The sequence below is a fragment of the Rheinheimera sp. genome (assembly GCF_037442525.1).
Taxonomy (GTDB): Bacteria; Pseudomonadota; Gammaproteobacteria; order Enterobacterales; family Alteromonadaceae; genus Pararheinheimera.
Map to the genome: position 1 here is coordinate 417,284 of NZ_JBBIQD010000001.1, position 22,882 is coordinate 440,165.

Here is a 22,882-nt window from a genome sequence, read left to right on the forward strand (position 1 = left end):
CTTGTTCTCCTTCCAGACAAAAAAAGGGGCAGCCAAGCTGCCCCAAACCAAATGCAAAGATGCGCGTTTTAAGCAGAAATCAGCTTAGAAGCAAAACCTGCTGCCTGTTGCCGCATTTGTGACCAACGGACGTTAAAACGCACTAAGCCCCAATAGGTCAGTGGCACCAGCAGTAAGCTGGTTAAAGTGGAAAACACCAGACCACCAATGATGGCAATGGCCATAGGTGCATAACTGGGGCCATCCCCCCCTATGGTGGCATCGCCCATGGCCAATGGCAGTAAACCCAACACTGTGGTGGATACGGTCATTAAAATTGGTCGCAAACGTGCTTCACAGGCTTCGATAATCAGCGGCACCAGTTGTGCGTCCGGCCGCTCGGCACGCAATTGGTTAATGCGGTCGACCAGCACTATGCCGTTGTTGACCACTATGCCCATCAGCACCAGCATACCAATCATCCCCATAATACCCATGCTGGTGCCGGTGATCAGGAAAGCCCAGAATACCCCCACCATCGAGAACAACAGCGAACCTATCACAGCTGTGGGCAATAACAGTGATTCAAACAAGGCCGCCATCACCAGATAAATCATGGCCACCGCCAGCAGCATGTTGACCACCATAATGCCCTGCGCTTCGTCCTGGTACTGGAAACTGCCTTCAAAAGACCAGCTGTAACCTGGTGGCAATTGCAATTGGTCCATCCGTTGCTGAATTTCAGTTCTGGCTTTGTCCATCGTCAGCTCTTTATTCAGGTTCATGCCAATGGCCAGGGTGGTCTGACGGTTAAAACGGCGGATCTCGGCCAGCAGAGGCCGCAGACTCAGCTGCGCTACCTGGTTTAACCTGATGCTGACCCCGTCCTGCACCGCCACCGGAATGGCTTCCAGTTCAGCCTGGGAATGACTGACTTTTTCATCGTACAAAACCCGCAACTGCAGTTCGCCCTGTTCGGCGCTGCGGTAAGTGCGTAAATTCACCCCACGCAACGCCAGACTAACCGTATTGGCCAGCTCCTGCGCACTTAAGCCGTACCGCTGCAAGGCTTCCTGATCCAGTTTGATCTGCAGCTCATAACGGCCGTCGGCAATTTCTGAACGTACATCTTCCAGGCCTTTCACATCACGCAGCACAGGCACTATATCAGCCGCCAGTTTGGTCAGCATTTCGGTGGACGGACCGGCCAGATGCAGCTGCATGCCGCCGCCACTTTCGCTCCAGCCAAAACTGGGTTCAGCCCGCACCAGCTTTGGCCAGCCTTCGCGGATGGCTTTTTTGATGTCGCCAACAGGTTTGACCAGCGGATCGTTAAACATAATGATTGAAATGGCATGGTTGGCGGTGTAGTAGCTGTACACCGACTCAATTTCAAATTCGGCCTGGTGCTGGTACAGATACTGCTCCATCCGGGTCACTTCAGCTTCCACTTCGTCCAGGCTGTAGTTGCCCTGAATGTTGTAGTTCAGAAAAGCCCGGTTGGAATCCCCATCGTCTTCGTCGCCACCTGACACCTGGCTCATAGGGATGGCAATACTGGCCAGCAATGCAAAAGCAATGGCGGTGGCCGTTTTCGGTTTATTCATGGTCCAGCGCAGGCAGCGGCCGTAAAACTTGTCCAAAGCGCTTGGCTCAGCATTCTGCTGGCTGTGAATTTGTTTGATTTTGGTGGTCAACAGCGGGATCAGTGTCAATGCCATCAACAGCGACACGCCCAGCGCAATGGTAATAGCAATAGCCACATGCTCCAGAAACACCGTCACATCGACCTTCTGACCAATAATATTCGGCAAAAACACAATGGCTGTGGTGGCGGTACCGGCCAATACGGCCAGGCTGACCCGGTACACTCCCCTCTCTGTGGCGGCTTTGATATCGGCGTCGGCCGCCCGTTCACGGAAGATACTTTCGGTCACCACCACTGAGTTGTCCACCAGCATCCCGACGGCCAGCATCAGCCCCATCATTGACAGAATATTCAGGCTGTAGCCAAGGAAATACATAGCACCCAGCGTAATAGCAATGGACACTGGCACCGACAGCACCACCACCAGGGTGGTCGGGATATGGCGTAAGAACAGATAAAGCACCACAAAAGACAGCGCCGCGCCCATACCGCCTGAGCTGAGCAGGTTGGACAGTGAATCGGTGACCCCTTTGGCTGTGTCATCCATCAGGAATAAATTAATACCATTAAAGGCCGGGTCTTTCCCTGCAGCATCCACCACAGCTATGGCCGCGCGCGACACGTCCACCAGATTGGCACCGGACTCTTTAAACACATTCATGCCCACTGCATAGGTTTGATGCAGGTGGCGGCCTTCCACCCGTTTGGGCAGTTCCAGCTGAATATCCGCCACTTCGCCCAAGGTCAGGCCCTGACGTATGGGGTAGGCCTTCAGCGCATCCAGGCTGGTAAATTCACCAATGGGCTTCACAGTGATGCTTTCGTTCGGGTTACGGATCTCCCCTGCTGTCATTGCAAAGTTGCTGTCCTGCATTTGCTGCAGCAGTGCCGCCGGGTCTACCTGCAGGCTGCGCAGCCGCTGCGGGTCCAGCCGGATGCTGACCTGGCGTTTATCCACGCCATAAAGCTCCACTTTGGATACGCCGGATACCCGCTCCAGCGGGCGTTTAATCACCCGCTCCAGCAGATCATAAGCCATGGCCAAATCACGCTCGCTGGAAATACGCAGCTGGAAAATCGGCATATCGCTGGTATTAAACTGAAATACCATCACCCGTTCCACGTCGCGTGGCAGCAGGTGGCGCATATTGTCCAGCCGCTCCCGCACCTCAATACTTTTGGTGTTGATATTTTCTTCCCAGTTAAATTCCAGCGACACATCAGCGCCGTCCTCTTTGGAAAACGAACGCATTTTTTTAATGCCGGTGACTGTGGCCAACGCCTCTTCCACAGGCCGGGTGATCAGCCGTTCGGTCTCCGCCGGTGTCGCATTGGGGTATGGCACATGCACATAGATTTCCGGAATATCGATACCGGGGAACTTCTCCAGCGGCAGCATACGACTGGCCAGCAAGCCAAATACCAGCATCGACAAAAACAACATACATAAGGTGACAGGGCGCTGCAGCGCAAAGCGGGTCAGCGCCAGAGGTTTATGCTGCATAATCCTGCTCCCGTTTTTTCGCGGTTAAAGCGTACAGCACCGGAATAAATACCAAGGTCAGTAAGGTGGCCAACGACAGGCCCCAAATCACGGTGATGGCCATAGGCGAGCGCATCTCGGCACCATCACTACTGCCAAGCACCATAGGTAACAGGCCCAGCACAGTGGTTAAGGTGGTCATCAGCACAGGGCGCAGACGGGTGGCTCCGGCCTCGACCACAGCTGGCAACAGCGCCATGCCTTCATCACGCAGCTGGTTAATGCGGTCAATCAGCACTATGGCGTTGTTCACCACTATACCGGCCAGCATAATAACCCCGATAAAGACGATCACTGACACCCGGGTGCCGGTCAGGTACAGACCCAGCACAGCGCCAGCCCCGGCCAGCGGCACGGTGAACAGGATCAGCAGCGGCTGCAGCAGGTTTTCAAACTGAGACGCCATCACCAGGTACACCAGGAATACCGCCAGCAACAGCGCCATGATCAGCGAATTAAAGGACCGTTCCATCTCTTCACTTTGGCCCACTAAAGTCACGCCCACACCATAAGGCAGCTTCAGCTGTTCCAGCACCAGACGGGCCGTCTGAGTGGCCTGCTCCAGGTCGCCGTAGGCCAGGTTGGCACTGACGACCGCAACCCGCTGCTGACCGATACGGGTAATTTCGCTGGGGCCTGTCTCGCGTTTGGTCTCGGCAACAGCTGACAGCGGCAGCGGTTTTTCACTGCCTGGGTTAATAATAATTTGCGCCAGCTGGGCTTCCGAGTTGCGGTACTGCTCGGCCAGACGCACGCGGATATCCACTTTGCGGTCCTGAATGCTGTATTGGCCTGCCACTTCGCCACCCACATAATTAGCCACCCGCTTCGCCACATCGGCTGCGTTCATGCCATATTGCGCCAGCTTGCCATGGTCAAAGTGCAGACTGATTTCCGGCTGACCGGCGCGCAATGAGGTTTTGATGTCGGTGAAGCGGTCTTGCTGCTCCAGCATCAGTACCAGCTGATCGGCCGTTTGTTTCAGGCTGGTCAAATCATGGCCTGAGACTTCAATTTCCAGCGGGGTGCTGAAGCTGAACAAAGAAGGACGGTCGATTTTGGCGGTTAAGTCCGGTAACGCCGCGACTTGCTGACGGAACAACGCAATTAAACGTTCTTCATCCTCAGCCGTGCTGCCTGCTTTGAGCACCACATTGAGCCGGCCCCAGTGAGTGCCGCCTATGGCCGGGTCCACCGTCATTTGCTGGCCAGTGCCGACCATGCCATAAGTGCGGTCCACTTCCGGCTGCGCTTTGGCGATCTCCGCCAGCTGTGTCAGCATGGCGTCAGTGCGTTCAATGGCGCTGCCCACAGGCAACTGAATTTCCACAAAAAACTCGCCCTGGCTCATGGCCGGGATCACATCAAAGCCAAGCCGTGGGATCAGGCTGTAAATCAGCGCTGTGATGCCCAAAGTACCCAGGATCACTGCGCCTCTGATCTGTAAGGCGGCGCGTAACAGGTTGCGGTAGCCCGCTTCCAGAGCGGTTAAAAAACCCTGCACTAACGCCAGCACAGGTTTCAGCACAAACCCCAGACCTTTACTGACGCCTCGTACCAGTACCATCACCGCGGCCATCAGCCCCAGCAACAGATAACGCACCGCCAGAAACAGCAGGCGGAACGGAACCAAAGGCCATAAGGCCCAATGTTTAGGTTTGAGAACAAAAGGTTCCGCACTGGTTTCTGCCGCAACAGCTGCAGTGCTGCGCTCGTTGGCTGCCATCGCCGGGATCAGCGTCAGCGCTACCAGCAAGGACGCCAACAAGGCGTAGGTCACCGTCAGCGCCTGATCTTTAAATAACTGACCTGCCACCCCTTCGACAAACACCAGCGGGAAAAACACCGCCACTGTGGTTAAGGTAGAGGCCGTAATCGCCATCGACACTTCACTGGCACCTTTTTTCGCCGCTTCCAGCGGGCTCATGCCCTGCTCTTTGTACCGGGCAATGTTTTCCAGCACCACTATGGCGTTGTCCACCAGCATACCAATGGCCAGCGCAATACCGCCCAGGCTCATGATGTTCAGGCTGATGTCCTGCGCATGCATCAGGTTAAAAGTGGCAATCACGGACACCGGAATGGAAATGGAGATCACCAGGGTGGTCCAGAAATTCCGCAGGAACAGATACAACACCACCATGGCCAGCAGACCACCTTGCCAGGCGGCGGATTTCACTTCGTCAATGGCGTTTTTAATAAAAGTGGACTGGTCGTACACCAGCGTCAGCTGATAGCCAGCCGGCAACTGCTTGCGTAAGTCATCCAGGCGTGAGCGTACCGTATTGGCCACCTGCACCGTATTGGCGTCACCTTCTTTGTAGATGGCTATTTCTATGGCCTGCTGGCCGTTAATGTAAGTGACACTCTGGCGGTCCGCGAAGGTGTCGCGCACTTCGGCAATATCCGACAGCCGCACCTGACTGTCCCCAACCTTGGTGATGTACAAATCTTTCATCTGTTGCAGGCTGGTGAACTGATTAATGGTCCGCACTAAATAGTCGTTGCTGCCGGTTTCCAGGCGGCCTCCGGCCTGATTGACGTTTTGCGCTTTCAGCCGTTCATTAATGGTGCTGATATTCAGCTTCAGCTGGCTGAGTTTTTCGTTGTCGATCAGGATCTGGATTTCCTGCGTCAGACCACCGTCAGGCCGCACTGCGGCTACGCCAGCTAAGGATTCCAGCCGGCGGCGTAAGTCTTCTTCGGCGAAAGTCCGCAAACTGACCAGTTGCGCCGCGCTTAACGGCTGCTCTTGCTCACGGCTCAGCGCCAGCCGGATCACCGGGTCCAGGTTCGGATTAAACCGCAGCAGCAGTGGTTTTTTTACGTCCAGTGGCAGCAACAGCACATCAATTTTTTCCCGCACCTCAAGACCGGCGAGATCCATGTCACTGCCCCATTCAAACTCCATAATGACGTCGGAACGACCAGCACGGGACACCGAATGCACTTTACGGATGCCTTTGACAATACCGACAGCTTCTTCGATGGGTTTACTGACCAGTTGCTCCACTTCAGCCGGAGCGGCCCCCTGATACTCAGTACGAATGGTTAAGGTGGGGTAAGACAAATCGGGTAATAAATTCACGGCCAGCCGGCTCATAGCGACCATGCCAAATAACAGAATACCTAAGGTAAACATCCACATAGTGACAGGACGGGCGACTGCAAGATTCACCAGTTTCATAAAAAATCCCTATTGTTGTTGATTATCCCCGGGGAATCCCCCGGGGCGGGCAGGCCCTGCAGATGCAGGGGATCAGGCTTTGGGGGCTATGACTTGCACCAGGCTTTGTTCTTTCAGGCTGGCCTGACCGGCAGTCACCACCTGATCGCCATCAGCTAAGCCATCGACCACTTCCAGCATAGTGTCAGATTCATAGCCAGTGCTGATGGTTTTGCGCACCACTTTGTTGTCCTTGCCGACCACAAAGACTGAGCTTTGATTGTCCATTGCCATCACAGCACGTTTGGGCACCAACAACGCATTGGCTTTGGCATCGTATTGCAGCTCAACCTGGGCAAACATACCGGCTTTCAGTTCGCGGGCACTGTTGTCGATGGCCAGAGTGACACGGGCTGTGCCTGTAGTGGCATCCACCACAGGCGAAATACGGATAATGTGCGCCTGCTGAGCTGGCAAGGCGGCAAATTGCAGCATCGCGGTCTGGCCTACTTTGGCGCGCGGCAGCTGGTGTTCTGGCAGGTTAATCACCGCTTCCAGCTTTTGCTCTGAAACAATATGAAACAAAGCTTTGGATGAATACTCAGTGATCAGCTGGCCAACCTTGGCATAACGGCGGGCCACCACACCACTGATAGGCGCAATGATTTGGGTTTCTTTTAATGCCAGCTCAGACAAGGCCACAGAAGCAGACAAAGATTCCACCTGCCATTTCAGCTTGTCGTACACGTCAAAGCTGACCAGTTTTTTCTGGTACATGGATTCCAGACGGGATAATTCGCTTTTCAGCTGGCCCAGTTCTGCTTTGCCTTTGGCCAGATTCAGCCGCTGCCGCTCAGTGTCCAGCGTCGCCAATACCTGACCTGCAGTGACATGGTCACCTTCTTCCACCAACAGTTGCTGCACTATACCAGTGGATTTGCTGTTCACTTCCGCATCTTCGCGGGCTTCGAGCGTGGTGGTGGTGCGGTACAGACTGCTGATTTCGCCGCGGCCTACAATGGCCGCTTCGACCGGAATGCTGACCAGCACTTCAGCTTTGGTCGCTGTATCCGGGCTGCCTTCAGCATTGCCACAACCACTGAGCACTAAGCTGCTGGCAACCAAACCGGCAATCAGACTTTGAGTAAATACAGAGCGGGTATTCATGGTGAGTTCATCCTTATTCATCAGTTGCCAGTGTTCTGCATGGGCTGTGCCAGCAGAAAAAATCATTTTTTCTACGTAAAATTCAATAACTTAAATAAAAAACACATCCATCCCCCTGTTGATGGGTTAGTGTTTTTCGCCAGAATTTAGTGAAAAACCAATCAGACCAGTGGCGAAAAATACCAGTCTTAGAGCATGTACTCTAAGCCGCCTCTTTTCTATAATGCGGCCGATTTTTATCACAGGGTAATGAATAAATGTTACGAAAAGCTTCACTCCCTTTAGCCGTTGCACTGGCGCTGTGCAGCGCCTCTGCCACTGCTGAAGGCTATAAACTGTTAGAACAATCGGTCAGTGCAGCAGGCAATGCCTATGCGGGCCGCGGCGCGCAAATCACGGATGCCTCGCTGGTGTACTCCAACCCGGCGGCGTTGACCCAATTGCAAGGTGCCAATTTTTCTGGTGGTTTAAACCTGATCCACGCCAAAACCCGTTACAGCGAAGCAACCGCCACCAGCGCCCAAGGTATGCCTGTGCAGGGTTCTGCGGATGGAAAACTGACCCTCAACGAACTGGTGCCTTTTGCATTTTATGCCGACCAGTGGAATGACAAGGTCAGCTACGGCATAGGCCTGTACGCTCCTTTTGGTCTGTCGTCTGATTACAACAATGACTTTGTTGGCCGTTACTTTGCCGATGAAACCGCCATTAAAGTGGTTGCTCTGCAGCCAACGGCGGCTTACAAACTTGATGACGTCTGGTCTGTCGGTTTAGGTGTGAACCTGAATTATGTTGAAGGTACCTTATCCAAATACAAAGACCACTCAGGCCTGTGTGAACTGGGTACCAACATCAACAGCATGTTTGGCCGGGATGTTTACAACGCGGCCTATTGTGACAGCCACTATGAAGTCAATGGCGACGATATTGCTCCGGGCTATAACCTGGGTCTGCATGCCAACTTCGGCGACACTAAACTGGCCCTGGTGTACCACTCCGAAGTGAAATACAGGCTGAAGGGTGATTCTGTTATTACCAACACGCCAATTACCGGCGCCAATGTGGTCGGTAACCCAAATTTCCTGGTGGTGTCTCCGACCCTGCCGGCCATTGACCTGCGCACAGGGAAACTGGCCTCGAACAGCCAGATGACGGAAAAGAGCAAGCTGGACCTGACGACCCCAGCGAACCTGGCCTTCAGTGTCGATCAGCGCCTGAATGACAAAGTGTCGTTGCAAGCCAGTGTGAACTGGACGGGCTGGAGCAGCTTTAAGAGCATTGATATCGTCAGTGATGACGCCAACCCAAGCATTTCTCTGAGCACGCAGGCGGCGCAAAACCTGAATTCAGAAGGTTATATTGGTTATATTCCGGAGTACTGGAGTGACGTCTGGTCGTTCTCTGTGGGCACCACTGTGGCTTACAATGAACAGCTGACGCTGAAAACCGGTGTGGGTTATGACGAAAACCCGATCAGCAGCAGCCATAAAACAGCCCGGGTTCCAACCACAGACCGCATTTGGTGGACCTGGGGTGCCAACTGGGCCTACAGCGCCAACCAAAGCCTGGATATAGCTTACGGTTATATGTGGATGAACAGCGTCAGCATTAATGAACGCGAATTCAATGTGCAGAATGTGGCGCTGTATAAATCCGGCCTGCAGGCCAATTACCGCAATACGGCCCAGGTACTGGGTGTGCAGTGGAACTACAAGTTCTAACTGCCAAAAACAGCAAAGGCCGCAATTGCGGCCTTTTTCAGCTCTGAAGAAAATTACTTCACCAGATTAATTTTATAACCACTTGGTGCCTGCGCAGAGGGTTCTGCGGTCAGAATATAGTTAGCACCGTCGGTAAACTCCAGTACAGCTGTTTTGTCCAGCAGGCTGATGGTGCCGTTATCCGCCACCTGTACCAGCGAGATAGAGTAGAAGTCGTCCGGTAAGGTCAGCGCCTGTTGCTTTTTAAACTCCAGTGCTTTGACATGGTAACGGGCCGTTTCTATGGTTTCATTCGAACGGACAAAATAGAAGTGCAGATTTTTAAAGTCTGGTGTCAGGTTCAGCACATTGACTTCATGCTCATGAATTTGCGGCAGATTACGCTCGACAAAACTCACCAGCCCCACTTTATTATCTGCGTCTTTAAACAAAGCCACCGCTTTGGTCTGGCCCGGATTGACCGTCAGTAACACATTATTCAGTAATAACTGGTTCTGCTCATTCAGTACCGAAATACTGTAATCCCCTTTGACGAATTCCAGGTAAGGCGTCAGGCTGTCCTGCTGCAGTTCGGCCACAGGCAGATTATTGATGGCGATCTGTCCCTGCTGATTGTCCATGCTGTTGTACACACGGATCTGGCCTTTGGCATCTTTATGCTCCAGGCTTTCCACTGTGGTGGAGTTCAGCAGAATATCAACAGCCACCTGTTGCTGCATAGGGCCAATTTTGTCCCGCACAATCAGCACATAGCTGGTGGTGTATTTAAAGTCATAAGCGGCCGATTCAAAAAATGGCGTTTTTTGCCCGGCCACAGTCAGGAATAACTTCAGTTTGCCGCGTTTGAGCATTTTTCCGGTTTGAGTCAGTTCTTTGTCTGACAAGGATTCCAGCAACACAGCTTTGCTGAAGTCTTCAGTTTCAGCCGCAGTGTACAGATCGACATTTTTGTACTGCACCGACAGGTTGGCTGAAAAAGCGCGGAACTGATCATCAAAGCTCTCTTCGCGTTTATGCACCAGGCTCAGCATGGTTGGGTTGGCCACGTCGCCTGTCATCACCAGCAAGGTTTTTTCCGACTGCTTCAGATCAACAGTGGTTTCTTTAATCAGCGCTGAGCTTTGCGCATTTTTCAGCTGATAGGTGTAAGAACCCGGATCGATCGTCAGCATATTCGATGCATCACCAAAAGTTGCAGTCCCTGCTGCCGTATCTTTGACAGTCAGCGAGGTATTGGCGCTGTTGGCTGAACCGTTGTAAAACTGGATATAGCTTTTATTGAAGCCTTCATCATCACTTTTTGAATCACTGCCACCACAGGCTACCAGCACAAAAGCCGACAGCAGTGGCACAACCAGCCTGATCCCCTGAGTCCGTAAATTCATTGGTTTCTCTCTTTACCGAAGTTAACAATCGGGTCTGAGAGTATTGGTGAGCTGTTGAAAAACCTAGCGTTTTTACCAGAATCAACACTTAATCACAGCCTTTAACATTTCAGCAGCAAGACGACACAGTTCATGCATTGCAAAAGAATCTGTTAAGCACAGATTTTAACAACCGCAGATTGGCCCTCAGGGGGAAAGGCCAGGACGTCCGGGCAAAAAAAGACCTGCAGATGCAGGTCTTTTTTTACGCTGACTGGATCAGAAGGTATCTACTTTCAGTGAGCCGCTGACGGTACTCATTTCGACGTTGCCTTCACCTTTGCCAGTGCTGAATTCCAGGCTGGAACGGGGGCCGTATTTGCTGCGCTGCGCTTTATCTTCGGTCAGCATGTTGCGGATAGAACCGCCAGCATTGGCGACCAGATTAAACTTGGCGCTGATGTTTTTTTCCAGCGTCAGTTTCATGCCACCACTGACGGTCGATACATCGACCCGCGGGGCCAGCGAGTTCTTCAGCTGGGCTTCCTGGGCACCGTTCACCGCAGTCAGGTTCAGCTGCTCAACCCCATCCAGCTTCAGATCCGCTTCGCCATTGACCACAGAGACCCGAACTTCTTTGGCTGTGGTGCTGCTGCGAATTTCACCGTTGACGGCTTCAAGTTCCAGCCGGCCAGCCGAGCCCACGTCTTTAATGGCACCGTTCACTGTGCTGATACTGACTTTGCCCTGGTTATCACGGCTGTCAATTTCACCATTCACTGTCTGCAGCTGCACAAACTGGCGCAACGCAGAAGCATCTACCCGGCCATTTACACTGGTAATTTTAGTGCTGCCCTGAATGCCTTTGACAATGACGTCAGAATTCACCCCCTGAAACTCCAGCTCAGCCCCTTTCGGCACGTCGATGGTCAGTTTGGAACCTTGGTCGTTATCACCACCATCGAAGTTATTAAAACTCGGCATTTTTACCTTAAAGGTGGTAAAACCATTTTTGGATTCCAGCGTATAACCTTCGGCTTTTTCATCCAGGGTGCCAGAGACCTTGAACTCTTTGGCATCGACAGCCCGAATTTCAACATAACCTCGCATGTTTTCAATAAAGATTTTTTCATTGGCAGCCACAGCGCGGCTTTCATTCACGGACTCTGCCGCCCATACCTGTGACATTGCCAGTGCCAGACCTGCCACAACCAGATAATGTTTCATTTGCTACTCCTGTTACACCAGGCCCGACTGGACCACTTTTTGTAAATACCGTTGCTGCTGGTTATACAGCGAACGCAATTGTTTTATTAAACCTGCATCATTGGGGTTGTACTGCAACGCCATCTGCACCTGGCTGATGGCACTGTCCCAGTAGCCCAGCTGTTGCTGCCAGTCGGCAAACACAGGGTTAACCTGCGTCAACGCTGCCAGTTGCAGGGCTTTGGCTTGTTCGTACTGGAAACTGATCGCGCTGGCCGCATCGGCAAACCCGGGGGCTGCCACTTTGACGTCAGGCACTGCAGCAACGGGCTGGCTGCCCAGCTGACTGGGATCCTTGCCCTGCCCCCACCACAGCAACGCCAATATCAACGAAGCGGCGCTGGCCATGGACCACCAGGACTGCCAACTGCGCCCGGCGGGTTCAACCCGGCCTGGCTCGGCCTGAGCCTGCAGACGCTGCTCCAGCTGTGGCCATAAATCCCGTTGTGGTGCCAGCTCTTGTGGCAAACCGGCAATTAAATCATCCAGCTGCTGTTCGGTTTTCATCTAACCACCCTCTTAATAACTGACGCGCCCTGTGATACTGCGATTTTGAGCTGCCTTCAGCAATCCCCAATAAAGCGGCTATTTCATTGTGCTGATAGCCTTCCAGCGCAAAAAGTACAAATACGGCTCTGGCCTGGTCGGGTAAACGCTGGATCAAAGCGTCCAGATCGCCATGATCCACAGGTTCGTCGCTGGCGAGCTCCGGGATTTCATCGGTAGAACGCCTGGATTCGCGGTCTTTACGCCACAAGTCCACCGCAGTGCGGGTACTGATACTGTGCAACCAGGTGGCAAAACTGCTGTCGCCACGAAACCAGCTCAACTGCTGCCAGACCTTGACAAAGACTTCCTGGCAGGCGTCTTCCGCCTTGGCCCGGTCTGACAACAAACGCAACGCTATGGCATAAACCCTGCGGTGATACTTTTGATACAGCAGATAAAACGCCTGCCGGTCGCCGGCCTTGGCGGCATGGATCCAGTCCTGTTCCATGTCCTGCACTGCTTGGGTCACTGTAAGGGTCATTCCATGCCTGAATTTTTCTGAATACTGAAAGCTTAGTCGTGCGCTTTGCTATCAAAGGTTTAAAGCCATGCTAAAAATAATTTTTAGTTGTAAATCAGCACCTTCCTCTGACAGACTACCTGTAAACCCCTGAAGAGCCAATGCCTGATGCGTCGCACTGTGCTGCTAATCTTCGTATCTTTACTGCTAGGCGCCTGCAGCAGCCCGCATTTTTTACGTTTATTGCCCTCCACCCAACAGGCACTGGAAGCCAATCAGCTCTTTGCCTACCAGTATGCAGCGATGCAACAGCTCAATCCGGCAGCACTGCGCAGTCATTGTGCGGAGCTGGCCTTATTGCCGGAGCACGCGGCCAATAGTGCGCTGCGGCAATTAAGCTGTGCCAGGCTTTGGTTGCCGGTCACACAAAGTGCCGGGGAAAAAGCTCAGGCGGTCCACCTGTACAACCAAAGCCTGAATCAGTTGCTGCTGCAGTTACATCCCCGGCAAAAACTAAGCCGTCCTGCGCTGCGGCTGGAGCTGCTTCCTGTGACAGACGAAACAGGTGCCCGGTTGAACCAGTGGTGGCCCACCTCGTTATTTAGCTCCGACCGTAAAGAGTACCAGCCACCGACTGATGGCCTTGGCGTCAGTATAGTGGCCGCCAGAGAGCGCTCCGATCAGCCTGTGGACCTGAACTACCCGCCTGAAGGCGTGTACCGCTCATATACGGTGCTGCTGGAACGACTGGAATTTGGTGAGGCTCAGCAAATTAAACTGTTTTTCCGTGCTTACAACGGGCAACAAGCCAAACAACAGGCGCTGCGTTTTGACGCCGCGGCCAGTTATTTATGGCTGATGCAGCATGCCAAAGTGATGGACTTTGAGCTGAGTGGTTTGTTCAGTGCCGCCGACAGCGAGGAACGGTATGGCGTGTTCAGTGTGACCCCGCTGTCAGCCGATAAGATCCCCGTCCTGATGATCCACGGCTTAAACTCCAGCCCTGTCATCTGGTTTGAGCTCAGCCTGGCCATTTTGCAACAGCCAGAGCTGGCCGCCCGTTACCAAATCTGGCATGCCTTTTACCCCTCAGGTCCGCCACCTTTTTTTAATGCAATGCGGCTGCGGCAAAAAACCGATGCGCTGCTGGCGCGTTTGCAGCAACAAGAGTGCAGCCCCGCGCTGCAGCAGATGGTGGTCATTGGCCACAGCATGGGCGGGCTGATCAGCAAAACCTTTATTCAGAACTCCGGCTATACGCTGTGGGACCGCACATTTTTACAACGTCCGGAACAGCTGGATGTACCGGCAAAACAGCTCAGCAGCATCCGGGACATCTTTTTATTTGAAGCCCGGCCTTATGTCGACAAAGTGATCTTTATCGACACCCCCCATGGGGGTTCTGAGATGTCTGAATCCTGGCTTGGCCGATTAACCTCTGCTTTTATCACCTTACCAGGGAGTTTTGTCGGCCTGTTCCGCCAGTTGCTCGACAAAATAGGCATGGACCAGCTGACGCCTGCTATGCAGCCATATTTTTCCGCAGGCGGCCCCAACTCAGTCCAGGTGCTGTCGCCATCCCATCCGCTGGTGCAGGGACTGAATCAGCTGCCTTATCAACGCCCTGTGTACTCCATAGTTGGCAGTAACGGCGCTTTATCCTGTGTCGACACCCAAAGTTGCAGCCAACTGACCGACGGAGTGGTGCCTTATTTAAGTGCACACCAAGCCAAAGCAGAACAACAGCTTATTGTGAGCTCCAACCATAACTCCTACCGCTCGCCTGAAGCCCTGGCTTTTATACTCACACTGCTCGGTTCACCCGACGGCGCAAATTAGCTATACTCGCCGGCCATTTTCGCCGGAGTTCCCGTTATGTCGCATTACCTTGCCGTAGATTTTGGCACCTCTAACTGTGCTGCAGGCTTTATGCAACAGAATCAGCCATCTTTACTGCAGCTGGAGCAGGACGGCAGCCGCTATCTGAGTTCTGCACTTTATGTCGAGCGACAGCGGGATCCGGATGATGAGGATGCGTATTTGTCCGCCAGCCTGACCGCGCTGCTGCGCCAGCAACAACAGGTGTTGATCGGTAAAGCAGCACATCAGCGTTACAGCAGCGACCCCTTAGGGGGTATTTTTATCCGTTCACCTAAATCCATGCTGGGCAGCCGGCTAACCCCGGCCCAGACCGAAATTTACACCCAGGTGGCCACCTTATTGCTGCAACAAATTCTGCAGCAGGCCGGCCGGCAACTGGATACACCAGTCACCCAACTGCTGCTCGGTCGCCCCGTGCATTTTCAGGGGCTGGACCAGGCCCTTGGCGATGCCAGAGCCGAACAGATTTTGCGTGAAGCAGCCCGTCGTCTTGGGGTACAGGACGTCATTTTTGCTTTTGAACCTGTGGCTGCCGCCGTGGAATACGAACGCACCTTACAGCAGGAACAACTGGTACTGGTGGTCGATATAGGTGGTGGAACTACCGATATCAGTCTGATCCGGCTGGGCCCACAACGTGCAAACAAATTTGATCGCAGCCCGGATTTGCTGGCCCACAGCGGCCGCCGTATCGGTGGAGTCGATATGGATATTAAGTTCTGTATCTACGGCCTGATGAGCCTGTTCGGCCGCCAGAGCCTGGATTTATCCGGCAAACCACTGCCCGCCTCTTTGTTCAGCGACGCGGTCAACATTATTGATATTCATGCCCAGGAGCGCTTTTACGCACCGGCCAGTTGGGATGAACTGCAATGGTTGCAACAAAAGGCCGCGCAGCCAGGTTTGTTACAACGCTTTTCGACCGTCTGGCAACAGCATTTAAGTTATTACCTGAACCAACAGGCGGAGCAGGCCAAAATTGCCCTGACGCAACAGCCGCAAGTGCAGGTGGTACTGGACAGGGTAGAAGCCGGTCTGGCACAAGCATTAACCCAGCAGCAACTGACCGAAGCGCTGTACCAGGAACTGGCCGGTATCGGCCGCTTAATTCAGGACTGCCTGAGCGGTGCCCAATGCCAGCCTGACGCCGTGTTTGTCACAGGTGGTTCCTCCGCCATTCCGGGCATTCCCACACTGCTGCAACAACTGCTGCCTGCTGTGCCTGTGGTGCGGGGCGACCAGTTTGGTTCTGTCGGTATGGGGCTTTGTAAGCTCGGCCAACTGGCATTTGCATAGGTTGCACAAAAAACAACCACAAAAGCTGGCCTGAACTGCAGCTTCCCGCTACAATGCGCGCCTTTTCCACGCCGCCCTGCGGCTTGTGGCCAGAATGGCCCTTAACTGAGAACTTTATGTCGTTTCAAGCTTTGGGCCTTCAGCCCGCGTTAGTCGAGGCGGTTGCCGCCGCAGGTTACACCCAACCGACCCCCATTCAGCAACAGGCCATTCCGGCCGTGCTGAGCAAAAGGGATCTATTGGCTGCGGCCCAGACAGGTACAGGGAAAACCGCCAGCTTTGTGTTGCCTATTCTTGAAATGCTGTCGGGTCAGTCGGTATTAAAACCCCGGCCCACCCGCGCTTTGATCCTGACGCCAACCCGTGAACTGGCGGCGCAAATCGAGCAGCAAATACAAAAGTACGGTCAGTTGCTGCAGCCTAAGCTGCGCCACCATGTGGTGTTTGGCGGCGTCAGCATTAACCCGCAGATGATGGCACTGCGTGGTGGTGTTGATATTCTGACCGCCACTCCAGGCCGTTTGCTGGATCTTGTCAGCAAAAACGCACTGAAGCTGGACCAGGTGCAAATGCTGGTGCTGGATGAAGCCGACCGTATGCTGGATATGGGCTTTATCCACGACATTAAAAAAATTCTGGCGATGCTGCCAAAACAGCGGCAGAACCTGTTGTTCTCCGCTACCTTCAGCAGCGAAATTAAAGAGCTGACACAGGGCTTATTGCACAACCCACTGACTATCCAGATCACACCGGAAAACACCACGGTGGAGCGCATTGACCAGCAGGTGTACCTGGTGCCCAAAGGCCAGAAAACCGCCGCTTTGTGTGAACTGATTGAAAAAAACCGCTGGCACCAGGTGCTGGTCTTTATGCCAACCAAACACCAGGCGAACCGCTTAACCGAGCAGTTGAACTGTGCTGGCATCAGCGCCGCCGCTTTGCACGGCAATAAAAGCCAGAATGCCCGCACCAAAGCCCTGGAGGATTTTAAAGAAGACCGGCTGCAGGTGCTGGTGGCCACCGACGTGGCCGCCCGCGGGATCGACATTGCCCAGCTGCCTTATGTGGTGAACTACGAGCTGCCACGCTCATCTGCAGATTACGTCCACCGCATCGGCCGGACTGGCCGTGCTGGTAAATCTGGTCTGGCGGTGTCGTTGATCAGTGCCGATGAACAGTCCCAGCTCAAACAGGTCGAAAAACTGATTGGTCTGAAGCTGCCGGTGAAAGACCTCAAACCCGCACCTCTGTCAGCCGAGCTGCATGCCATTGCCACAGCGCCACGGCCACCGCGCCCTGTGCGCCGCAAGCCGGATCAGGCCGGAGGCCAGAACAGTCAGGGGAAAGGCCGTGCTGGCACAGGCCGTCAGTCACCAGGCCAGGGTGCAGGTCAAGGCAAAAAGCCGGAAATGTCAGCCATCGGCAAAGCGGCTCTGGCGGCTGCCAATGGTCAGCCGCAAAAACCAGCGCAGCGCCACTTCCGGCCGAAGAAACCTAAAACCAGCGCATGAGCATCAGGCTGTGTAAATACCTGGCGGATGCAGGGCTCTGCTCCCGCCGCCAGGCTTCACGGCTTATCGAACAAAGGCGGGTGCAGCTCAATGGTACGCTCGCCAGCCATATCAGCCATGTCAGTTCAGGCGACCAGGTTCTGATCGATGGCCAGCCCCTGCCCCTCGCGGAACCCAAACAAGTCTGGCTCTACCACAAAGCTGTTGGTGTGGACTGCAACCTGACCCCGCATAAACCCGACAGCCTGTACCATCTGCTGCACTCCCTGCCTGTCCGGCTCCATCCGGTCGGCCGACTGGATAAAGATTCCTGCGGCTTATTGCTGCTGACAAATGACGGCGAGCTGACCCAACGCCTGTTGCATCCGGATTTTGATCACCCCAAGGAGTACCTGGTGCACACCGAACCGGCCCCGGTGGCAGAGCAACTGGTGGCGCTGGCCGCTGGCGTGCGCTGGCAGGTGGGCCCTTACCAGTATCAATCGAAACCTTGCCAGGTCAGGTTGACTGAGCGGGGATTCAGGATTGAGCTGACCCAGGGATTAAACCGGCAAATCCGTTATATGTGCCGATCTGTCGGACTGAAAGTGGTATTTTTGCAGCGCCAGAGCCTGGGAGATGTGCAGCTGGGCACCTTGGCTGAAGGGCACTGGCGCCTATTGAGCCAGAGTGACTACCACAACCTGCGTTTGTCACTTGGGCTTAGTGCAACGCCGACGGATACCGCCGCAGCCGCAGACTCAGCCCAAGCGTGAACACAAACACCGCGACCGACCCCAGCACCACCCCATCCCACCTGGCCCATTGCCAGAACAGTGACAGAAAGAGTCCACCGCTGCTGGCCCCCAGGTAATAAAACACCAGATACAAAGCACTGGCACTGGCTTTGGCCCGGGTTGCCTGCTGATTCACCCAGGCACTGGCCAGTGAATGACACAGAAAAAAGCCAAAGGCACTGATAAAAAAGCCCAGCACTATGCTCCAGAGCGGCATCAGCACCGTCAGCAATGTGCCGAGCAGCATAATGCCAATGCCAAGCGCCATGCCCAGTCCAGGATGCAGCCGCACTGAGACTTTACCGGAAATGGCCGAACCGACAGTACCGGTCAGATAGGTCAGAAACAACAAGCCTATCCAGCCACTGGACAACTGATAAGGTGCGTCTGCCAGGCGGAAGGCCACAAAGGTGTATTGGTTTAAAAAGATGAAGAAGTTCAGCCCACCAATCAGGTAAGTCAGTGACAACACAGGCTGACGCAGATGAAACCAGTTATCACGCATCGCCTGCTTAAGCATGAACTGCTTTGGCTGAAAGTAGCTGGAGCGTGGCAGATAGCGCCAGACCAGCCAGACACAAAGCACGCTGCCCGCCGCCATTGGATAAAACACCCATTGCCAGTGGTTCAGCTCAGCAAACCAGCCCGCCAGCACCCGGCCACTGATACCACCGACCGAATTGGCACTGATGTAATACCCCACGGCCGCCACCAAGGCTGGTTTGCTGAATTCTTCCCCCATATAAGCAATGGCTACCGCAGGCAAACCGCCCAGACAAAACCCCTGCACCGCGCGCCAGGCCAATAAAGAGGCATACGATTCCACCTGAGTCAGCGCCAGAGTACTGAATGCCATACCAGAGAGACTCCAGAGCAAAATGGTACGTCGGCCCCAGGCATCAGACAAAGCCCCATAGAGCAGCAAGGAAGCGCCAAGCGTTAAGGTGCCAATGGCGTAGCTCCAGCTTGTTTGCAGCGGGCTTAACGCAAAATCACGGCTGAGCTCCGGCAACAGGGGTTGCAGTAAGTGCAGGTTGGCAAACACAAAGACGGCGGCCAGGCAAAGGGCAAAACTGGCGGTGTAAAATGCGCGGGATTTCTTTTCGATCATTACAGCTGTGGCTTGAGTCCGTACTGCTGCTCAGTATACCCTGAAGCCCCCTTGCCGTCTGACGCTTTGTGCTGATAGAGCATAGAAAACAGACGCTTTAGTCCATAACTCTCAGGATCGCTCATGAAGTATTCAGCTATAGCGGTGTTGGTCTGTGCGGCTTTAACCGCCTGCTCCGAGCCAAACTCCACACCAACAGCCCCCCACAGTGACAGTGTTGCAGTGCAACAAGCCCCGTCAGCGGCCACGCTGTATGACCAGGCCACCCATGCGCTGTTTCAGGCCCGCGCCCTGAATGCGGCCGGTTTAGGTTTATCTGCTGAACAAACAGGGAAAGATTTATCAGCCCAATTGGAAGACTACGGATCAGAAAACGAACAAGGTCTGCGTCAGCGCCTGAGCCAGCTGGCACAGCAACTGGCCGCCTTGCCAACACCCGCCAATGCTGCGGACGCAGAAAATCAGGCGGTCATGCTGAACATAGTGCAGTACTACGCGGGTCAGCCGGGGTTTGCCGCCGGTTACATCGACCCCTGGATGGGTAACTCCGCCTTTGTGGTCAATCAGATCAACGGTCCTGTGATTGATATGCCGGGCGCACTGCAAAATTCACATCCAATCAATTCGGAGCAAGACGCCAGGAACTACTTAAGCCGTCTGGACAAATTTGGCCCGGCGCTGGCGTCCGTGCAGCAGAAGTTTGAGCTGGATGCCAAATCCGGCTGGATAGCCCCGAAAATTCTGCTGGAACGTGCTTTGGTGATTATCGACTCTTTTGCCACAGGAGATGCCAGCGACAATGTGTTGTATCTGGATTTCGCCCGCAAGCTGAACGCTCTGAAAGAGCTGACTGAGGCTCAGCGTGAGCTGTATCTGGCCGAAGCCAGAACACTGGTCAGCTCACAGGTACAGGCCGGTTATCAGAAACTGGCCGCCAGCGTGCGGCAACAATTACCACTGGCGGGCAGTGAATCTGGCATTTGGGCCCAACCGGGCGGATCGGAGTACTACGCCTGGTCGGTGCGCCAGCTGGGGGATACAGAGCTCAGCCCGGAACAAATTCATCAGCTGGGATTGTCCGAAGTGGAGCGGATCAGTCAGGAAATGGACCAGATCCTCAAAACCGAAGGTTACAGCTCAGGCTCAGTGGGCGAGCGCATGGCGCAACTGAACACTGAACCACGCTTTTTGTACGAGGATTCAGACGCCGGTCGTCAGCAACTGCTGGATGATCTGAACCATTACATTAAAGAAATCAGCACGAAAATGCCGGACTGGTTTGTCACCCAACCACCTTACGAAGTGGAAGTGCGGCGTATTCCGGTCGAGATCCAGGACAGCGCAGCCGGTGGCCAGTACAGCTCACCGGCTATCGATGGCAGCAAACCCGGTATTTACTGGATCAACCTGCGGGACATCAAAGCCAATGCCAAATTTGACCTGAAAACCCTGACCTACCATGAAGCCATTCCCGGCCACCACTGGCAAATTGCGTTAAACCTGGCGCAGGATCAGCTGCCGCTGCTGCGCCGGGTGGCGCCTTACAACAGCTATATCGAAGGCTGGGCTTTGTACTCTGAGCTGTTGGCCAAAGAGATGGGCATGTATCAGAACGACCCGTTTAGCGATTTAGGCCGGCTGAAAGCTGAGTTATTCCGCGCCGTCCGTCTGGTGGTCGACAGCGGCCTGCATGCCAAAAAATGGAGCCGCGAGCAAGCCATCGACTATATGGCCAAAACCACAGGCACCACTGAGTCTGACGTGGTGGCCGAAATCGAACGGTATATGGCCTGGCCAGGTCAGGCACTGGGTTATAAGCTTGGCATGCTGAAGCTGGTGGAACTGCGCCAGTATGCCCGCACTGAGCTTGGCGATAAATTCGATATCCGCGCCTTCCACGATCTGGTGCTGCTGGGCGGTGCCGTGCCCATGGCGGTGTTGGAACAAAAAGTAAAACGCTGGGTGGCCGCGCAAAAAGCCTGAGCCTTGAAGACAACAACGGCAGCCTGAGCTGCCGTTTTTTTATCAGCTTTCTGCAGGGTCGCTGGCTTTGACCCTGGTCACCAGCAGCTGGTCAATTTTATAACTGTCGATATCCACCACTTCAAATTTGTAATTCTGATAAATCACAAAATCGGTGCGTTTCGGAATTTTACGCAGCATATACATCATAAAACCGGCAATGGTTTCGTAGTTTTCCTCATCCGGAAATTCTGCAATATCAAAGACCCGCATCACATCGTCCAGCGGTGTTAACCCCTCCACCAGCCAGGAGTCTTCATCGCGCTGCACTATTTGTTCTTCGTCTGAATTCACCAGTTCGCCCATCACAATGCTCATCACATCTTTCAGGGTGACCACCCCCACCGTCAGCGCGTACTCATTCAGCACCACCGCAAAATCAACCCCACTGGATTTAAAATGGGCCAGCACTTCGTACAAGGACAAGGTATCCGGCACAATAAGCGGAGTGTGAACAATGTTTTCTTTTAGCAGGTTAATTGGCTGCTGATGCAGCACCTGCATCAGAATATCCCGGCTGTCGACATACCCGACTACTTTGTCCAGGCTGTCATCCACCACAATAAACTTGGCATGTGGGTGCTCAGCTATTTTCGCTTTAATGCTGTCACCTGATTCCCTCAGCGTAAAATAAATCAGGCTTTCGCGGGCCGTCATGGCCGAGGTGACTGTGCGGGAGTCCATATCAAAGACATTTTCCAGCAGCTTGTGTTCCTGCTGCGCCAATACGCCGGCCTGCGCGCCTTCGTCCATCATGGCCACAATATCTTCCGGTGTGATTTGGTCGATTTGCATAGTGGGCACTTTAAACAGATAAAACACCGCATTGGCGATGCTGTTAAAAAACCAGACCAGGGGTTTCACCAGCACCAGCAGCAGCATCACCAGGTTGACCACTGAAATAGCGACTTTTTCCGGCGACAGCATGGCCAGGCGTTTAGGCATTAAATCGGCAAACAGAATAAATAATGAGGTGACCAGAAACACCGACAAGCCAAAGGCCAGAGTTTCCATGACAGGGTTGTCAGAGATCAGCTGCAAGGCGCTCAGTATCGAAGGGGTAAAAGCCGCTTCACCAAGAATACCACCGAGAATGGCAACCGCATTCAGGCCAATTTGCGCCACCGTAATAAAACTGCCTGGGTTTTCCTGCAGCTTCAGCACTAAGGCCGCCCTGGGTTCACCGTCCGCCGCCAGTTGTTTCAGCCGGATTTTCCGCGCCGCCGCCAAGGCAATTTCCGACATGGAAAAGAAGGCACTGGCGCTGATCAGTGCCAGCATCACCAGAATATTTTCAAACAATGACATAATAATTCCCACGCTTTGCGCTGCGGCAGCACCTGTGGTTCAGCCTGGTGGCGACCTTAAGGGCTGCTTCGCCGTCAGTATAAAGGTAAAATAAGTTATGAACAAAAAATGGTT

The 22,882-nt window shown here is 53.9% G+C and carries 15 protein-coding genes; 6 read left to right on the forward strand and 9 right to left on the reverse strand.

Annotated elements, in window-relative coordinates; all coding sequences use genetic code 11:
• Nucleotides 1-68 precede the first annotated feature (68 nt).
• The 3 genes from WKJ03_RS01895 to WKJ03_RS01905 all read right to left on the reverse strand — a co-directional run bounded on the left by WKJ03_RS01895 (nt 69) and on the right by WKJ03_RS01905 (nt 7,569).
• Entirely contained in the window at nt 69-3,131 is a 3,063-nt protein-coding gene (locus tag WKJ03_RS01895; protein WP_337840461.1) for an efflux RND transporter permease subunit, read from the reverse strand.
• A complete protein-coding gene (locus WKJ03_RS01900; protein WP_337840462.1) occupies nt 3,121-6,357 on the reverse strand; it encodes an efflux RND transporter permease subunit in 3,237 nt (1,078 codons plus the stop codon). Before WKJ03_RS01900 ends, WKJ03_RS01895 begins: the two co-directional genes overlap by 11 nt.
• 72 nt (nt 6,358-6,429) lie before the next feature.
• A complete protein-coding gene (locus WKJ03_RS01905; protein WP_337840463.1) occupies nt 6,430-7,569 on the reverse strand; it encodes an efflux RND transporter periplasmic adaptor subunit in 1,140 nt (379 codons plus the stop codon).
• Nucleotides 7,570-7,760: 191 nt separating this feature from the next.
• Here WKJ03_RS01905 and WKJ03_RS01910 point away from each other — a divergent pair, with 191 nt between their 5' ends.
• On the forward strand, nt 7,761-9,224 hold the full coding sequence (locus tag WKJ03_RS01910; protein ID WP_337840464.1) for an OmpP1/FadL family transporter: 1,464 nt from the start codon (nt 7,761-7,763) through the stop codon (nt 9,222-9,224).
• Nucleotides 9,225-9,277: 53 nt separating this feature from the next.
• On the opposite strand, the gene WKJ03_RS01915 is transcribed toward WKJ03_RS01910, so the two are convergent.
• From WKJ03_RS01915 to WKJ03_RS01930, 4 genes are all read right to left on the reverse strand, one after another.
• Nucleotides 9,278-10,609, reverse strand: a complete 1,332-nt coding sequence (locus tag WKJ03_RS01915; protein WP_337840465.1) for a DUF4397 domain-containing protein — start codon at nt 10,607-10,609, stop codon at nt 9,278-9,280.
• A gap of 258 nt (nt 10,610-10,867) precedes the next feature.
• A complete protein-coding gene (locus WKJ03_RS01920; RefSeq protein WP_337840466.1) occupies nt 10,868-11,815 on the reverse strand; it encodes a DUF4097 family beta strand repeat-containing protein in 948 nt (315 codons plus the stop codon).
• A 12-nt stretch (nt 11,816-11,827) separates the two neighbouring features.
• The gene (locus tag WKJ03_RS01925; protein WP_337840467.1) at nt 11,828-12,361 is read right to left on the reverse strand and encodes a hypothetical protein; all 534 of its coding nucleotides are present in this window, start codon (nt 12,359-12,361) and stop codon (nt 11,828-11,830) included.
• The gene (locus WKJ03_RS01930; protein WP_337840468.1) at nt 12,336-12,872 is read right to left on the reverse strand and encodes an RNA polymerase sigma factor; all 537 of its coding nucleotides are present in this window, start codon (nt 12,870-12,872) and stop codon (nt 12,336-12,338) included. Before WKJ03_RS01930 ends, WKJ03_RS01925 begins: the two co-directional genes overlap by 26 nt.
• Nucleotides 12,873-13,031: 159 nt before the next feature.
• Between WKJ03_RS01930 and WKJ03_RS01935 the strand changes: the two genes are divergently transcribed.
• The 4 genes from WKJ03_RS01935 (at nt 13,032) to WKJ03_RS01950 (ending at nt 18,306) form a co-directional block, all read left to right on the forward strand.
• On the forward strand, nt 13,032-14,702 hold the full coding sequence (locus tag WKJ03_RS01935) for a hypothetical protein (RefSeq protein ID WP_337840469.1): 1,671 nt from the start codon (nt 13,032-13,034) through the stop codon (nt 14,700-14,702).
• A 36-nt stretch (nt 14,703-14,738) separates the two neighbouring features.
• Nucleotides 14,739-16,040: a molecular chaperone gene (gene yegD, locus WKJ03_RS01940; protein ID WP_337840470.1), complete on the forward strand. Its 1,302-nt coding sequence runs from the start codon at nt 14,739-14,741 to the stop codon at nt 16,038-16,040.
• 116 nt (nt 16,041-16,156) lie between these two features.
• A complete protein-coding gene (locus WKJ03_RS01945; protein ID WP_337840471.1) occupies nt 16,157-17,551 on the forward strand; it encodes a DEAD/DEAH box helicase in 1,395 nt (464 codons plus the stop codon).
• Nucleotides 17,548-18,306, forward strand: coding sequence for a pseudouridine synthase (locus WKJ03_RS01950; protein ID WP_337840472.1), 759 nt, complete (start codon nt 17,548-17,550; stop codon nt 18,304-18,306). The genes WKJ03_RS01945 and WKJ03_RS01950 overlap by 4 nt, the downstream gene beginning before the upstream one ends.
• Here the strand turns inward: WKJ03_RS01950 and WKJ03_RS01955 are convergent.
• A complete protein-coding gene (locus WKJ03_RS01955; RefSeq protein WP_337840473.1) occupies nt 18,254-19,438 on the reverse strand; it encodes an MFS transporter in 1,185 nt (394 codons plus the stop codon). The genes WKJ03_RS01950 and WKJ03_RS01955 overlap by 53 nt on opposite strands.
• Before the next feature lie 123 nt (nt 19,439-19,561).
• Between WKJ03_RS01955 and WKJ03_RS01960 the strand changes: the two genes are divergently transcribed.
• Nucleotides 19,562-21,421: a DUF885 domain-containing protein gene (locus WKJ03_RS01960; RefSeq protein WP_337840474.1), complete on the forward strand. Its 1,860-nt coding sequence runs from the start codon at nt 19,562-19,564 to the stop codon at nt 21,419-21,421.
• A gap of 42 nt (nt 21,422-21,463) precedes the next feature.
• Here WKJ03_RS01960 and WKJ03_RS01965 read toward each other — a convergent pair whose 3' ends face one another.
• Nucleotides 21,464-22,768: a hemolysin family protein gene (locus tag WKJ03_RS01965; protein ID WP_337840475.1), complete on the reverse strand. Its 1,305-nt coding sequence runs from the start codon at nt 22,766-22,768 to the stop codon at nt 21,464-21,466.
• Nucleotides 22,769-22,882 lie beyond the last annotated feature (114 nt).

Bases quoted from the DNA above. Each gene is read 5' to 3' on its own strand.
- WKJ03_RS01895 (WP_337840461.1), bottom strand. From the start codon at position 3,131: ATGCAGCATAAACCTCTGGCGCTGACCCGCTTTGCGCTGCAGCGCCCT.
- WKJ03_RS01900 (WP_337840462.1), bottom strand. From the start codon at position 6,357: ATGAAACTGGTGAATCTTGCAGTCGCCCGTCCTGTCACTATGTGGATG.
- WKJ03_RS01905 (WP_337840463.1), bottom strand. From the start codon at position 7,569: ATGATTTTTTCTGCTGGCACAGCCCATGCAGAACACTGGCAACTGATG.
- WKJ03_RS01910 (WP_337840464.1), top strand. From the start codon at position 7,761: ATGTTACGAAAAGCTTCACTCCCTTTAGCCGTTGCACTGGCGCTGTGC.
- WKJ03_RS01915 (WP_337840465.1), bottom strand. From the start codon at position 10,609: ATGAATTTACGGACTCAGGGGATCAGGCTGGTTGTGCCACTGCTGTCG.
- WKJ03_RS01920 (WP_337840466.1), bottom strand. From the start codon at position 11,815: ATGAAACATTATCTGGTTGTGGCAGGTCTGGCACTGGCAATGTCACAG.
- WKJ03_RS01925 (WP_337840467.1), bottom strand. From the start codon at position 12,361: ATGAAAACCGAACAGCAGCTGGATGATTTAATTGCCGGTTTGCCACAA.
- WKJ03_RS01935 (WP_337840469.1), top strand. From the start codon at position 13,032: ATGCGTCGCACTGTGCTGCTAATCTTCGTATCTTTACTGCTAGGCGCC.
- yegD (WP_337840470.1), top strand. From the start codon at position 14,739: ATGTCGCATTACCTTGCCGTAGATTTTGGCACCTCTAACTGTGCTGCA.
- WKJ03_RS01945 (WP_337840471.1), top strand. From the start codon at position 16,157: ATGTCGTTTCAAGCTTTGGGCCTTCAGCCCGCGTTAGTCGAGGCGGTT.
- WKJ03_RS01950 (WP_337840472.1), top strand. From the start codon at position 17,548: ATGAGCATCAGGCTGTGTAAATACCTGGCGGATGCAGGGCTCTGCTCC.
- WKJ03_RS01955 (WP_337840473.1), bottom strand. From the start codon at position 19,438: ATGATCGAAAAGAAATCCCGCGCATTTTACACCGCCAGTTTTGCCCTT.
- WKJ03_RS01960 (WP_337840474.1), top strand. From the start codon at position 19,562: ATGAAGTATTCAGCTATAGCGGTGTTGGTCTGTGCGGCTTTAACCGCC.
- WKJ03_RS01965 (WP_337840475.1), bottom strand. From the start codon at position 22,768: ATGTCATTGTTTGAAAATATTCTGGTGATGCTGGCACTGATCAGCGCC.